Raw genomic sequence first — 3,207 nt, 5'->3', positions numbered from 1 at the left:
AGATGTGTATAAGAGACAGCCCCTAGGGGATCACTCAAAAATTGTAGCCGCTATATCGTAATCACTGGGGCGACCAACATCCAGCCAATGCTCGTAAATAGGGAAGCAAGATACCTTTCTTCCCTTTTCTATCAAGCTCTCCGCCACATCAGTCATATTGAATCTCTCTGTGGCAGGAAGATACTCGAACACCTCGCGCGAGACAAAGTACATTCCACTATTGACCATGAATTTATATACAGGCTTCTCATCGATCTTAGCTACCACCCCATCTTCCTCAGCGATGACGCCAAATGGGACTTCAACATGATACTGGGTAGAGGCAATGGTCATGCAGGCATTGGTACGCATGTGATCAGCAAAAAACATACGTACATTCAAATTGGTTAGAATATCACCATTGAATACCAACATATGTTCGTCCGGCTGTTCCACCAATGCTAAGGCACCACCAGTGCCTAAAGGAGTCGCTTCATTTATGTAATAAATTTCAACACCAAAACGGCTACCATCCCCAAAGTGTTCCATGATCTTTTCTGGTAAATAGTGAGTGGTAATATAAAACTTTCGCACGCCAAATTCGATCATCTTCATGATGCTAATCTCTAGAATCGGACGTCCGTTCACCTTCAGCATCGGTTTGGGCGTAGTATCGGTAAAGGGACGCATGCGCGTACCGAACCCACCAGCCATAACAATCGCGGAAAAACTTTTTTTCTGAAAGTCATACTCATGACAAAGATGATCGGCTCCAATCACATCAAGCGGCTGACCGAATGAATCCACCAGCACCAGCTGGCGTAGGCTGTGCTCGGCAAAAATAGCCCGGCGCTTGTCATCAGTAGAGTCCACACTAGCCGTAATCGGCCTAGCTCTGGCGCTGGCCTGCTTGATTTTGAGTATTTCATAAGCGGAATCAGTTAGCCCTCTCCCAGCCAGAAAGGCGCGCCGAACATCTCCATCGGTGAAAATATTCTCAAATTTACCTTCATTGTTGTAATAAAGGCAGCATGCTACGGAGCCGCTGTTCTGAATGCAAGCTACAACATCAGAAATTTGGGATTCCTCAGTGACAGAGATTCTTGAGAGCTCGATATTTTTCATTGCAATCGCCCAATATTTATCCAGAATGATTTTTGGAATTATGCTTTTAGATCAAGCCATTTGCTTGTTCTCGCAATTGCATCCACCAGACTTGTGGAGTTGCAAAGCAGGCCATCGTTGCGAGCCTTATTAATATCAGCCAAATATTGATTAATCGGTGCATCAGGAGTAGCTGGAGTCATTATTTTTACGGACTCATTTGGCATGCCATGGCATTTGGCCACCAGCAATCCAAGCTGCTTTATAGATAATACTTCCGTACCAGCGATATTATATGGCACTCCTGAACGACATTTGACCAGAAGCCTGATCAAGGACGCAGCCAGATCTGCAGCATACAAATAGGAACGCAGCGGGGTACCATCACCACTGATGACAATACACTTCCTCTCACGTGCATCTCGGATAAAATTACCGATTGCGTAGTTAGCATCCATAGGCAGATAAGGACCAACAAAAGCGAAACAACGTGCGATGGCCAATTTGAAACCATGTTTCCTCGCCTCAGCGGCGGACATGATTTCCATCATGCGCTTAGTTTGTCCATAAACAATCTTTTCACTTGTTAAGGCAGAAATGCTGTCTACCTCCTCGACGAAGCCATTTCCCCCTCGACATTCAAGCACGGATGTATAGACCCCTCCGGAGCTGGTAACGAGCAAAGAACGGATCTTTTTCTCTTCGGCCAACTTGAGTATGCGGCTCATCCCAAGCACACCCGCTCGCACATGCTCGCTAGCCCAGCTATCGCGGCCATCTAGATTGGGCACCGATGCGGCATGAATAATGTGACTGACTGACTGTACTGGAAATTCGAACGTTTCCAGATCACCCTCTACCCACCTCAGCGCAGGGTTATCGCGCAAGTGAGGATAACGCGTAAAGAATCTACCTGCATCCCGCAGCAGTACAGTTACCGTAAGGTTCAACTGCCTCTCACGCGCCATCCATAGAAAAGCTTCAACCAGCCATATCCCGAAAAAACCGCTGGCCCCCGTAATAAAAACATTACCGTTCTCAAAGTCATAAAGCACATCATCCGTTTGCGTGGCGATGATGTTCAAATCTTGCTCAAATAGAGAAAAACCAGAAGGGATCGCTGTGTCCATATCCACTCAATCGAAATTGACTCGTTCTCGCTCGACAACCATCGGCCGTTTGACGGTATGCGTCACCAGAAGGCCAATATACTCGCCCAACATGCCGACAATGAAGAACAAAACACCAAGAAAGAAAAACAACGCAATGGCGAGCGGAGCGAAACCAACCTGGAAATCATCCCAAGCAATGATCTTCCGCGCAAAATAGTAGACACCAAGCATGAAACTTAGACCACTCATGGTACCGCCAATAATGGTTGCCAAGCGCAAGGGAGCCTTGGAGTGGTTCACAACGCCAAGCAAGGCGCTATCCAGATAAACGAAGAAATTACCTTTCGACAGCCCCGACCTTCGCAATGGCTTGTCAAAAGGAATCTCAACTCGAGGATAACCAATCTCACAGATAAGACCACGAAAATAAGGATAGGGATCCTGAATTTCACGCAAAATATCCATCACTTTTTTATCGTAGAGGCCGAACCCCGTAAAGTTTCTCACCTGATCGACTTCTGATATCCTAGTGATCAACGAGTAATACATCTTTCTCAGGTATGGAGTAATACCCTTTTCTGCGTGAGAGCGGCGAACCCCAATAACAATTTTACTGCCTGCCAGCCAGTTTTTGACAAAATCAATGATCAACTCTGGAGGGTCTTCCAGATCTGAAGCCATACCGATCACCGCATCCCCCTGAGCCTGAAGCAAGGCATGATATGGAGAACGAATATGTCCGAAGTTGCGAACATTAAAGATGGCTTTGATTCTCTTATCAGCTTCGCACAGTTGCTTTATTTTTAGATCTGTCCCATCGACACTATCATTGTCAATAAGGATTATTTCATAATCCAACTCTGGGAACTGACTCATGGCAAGCCCAATGCGACGAGTCAATTCTTCAACATTGTCAACTTCGTTGTAACAACCAGCAACGATGCTAACCATCTTGGTTTTACTCATTATCCTGCGCCTGTCTCTTATACACATCTCCGAGCCCACGAGACTC

Annotated in this window: 3 protein-coding genes; all 3 read right to left on the bottom strand. The window is 46.1% G+C overall.

The features are described from left to right. Positions 1-30: 30 nt before the first annotated feature. From JHD59_RS21690 to JHD59_RS21680, 3 genes are read right to left on the bottom strand one after another with little or no spacing between them, the layout of a single operon-like run. Entirely contained in the window at positions 31-1,104 is a 1,074-nt protein-coding gene (locus tag JHD59_RS21690) for a nucleotidyltransferase family protein (protein ID WP_199155793.1), read from the bottom strand. A gap of 38 nt (positions 1,105-1,142) precedes the next feature. Continuing rightward, a complete protein-coding gene (locus JHD59_RS21685) occupies positions 1,143-2,213 on the bottom strand; it encodes an NAD(P)-dependent oxidoreductase (RefSeq protein WP_199155792.1) in 1,071 nt (356 codons plus the stop codon). Between the two features lie 6 nt (positions 2,214-2,219). Further along, complete coding sequence (locus JHD59_RS21680) at positions 2,220-3,161, bottom strand: glycosyltransferase family 2 protein (RefSeq protein ID WP_199155791.1); 942 nt, start codon at positions 3,159-3,161, stop codon at positions 2,220-2,222. Positions 3,162-3,207 lie beyond the last annotated feature (46 nt).

Origin of the sequence: Chromobacterium sp. ASV23, assembly GCF_016428945.1 — a bacterium.
Lineage (GTDB): Bacteria > Pseudomonadota > Gammaproteobacteria > Burkholderiales > Chromobacteriaceae > Chromobacterium > Chromobacterium sinusclupearum.
This window is presented reverse-complemented; position numbering and strand designations above follow the sequence as displayed.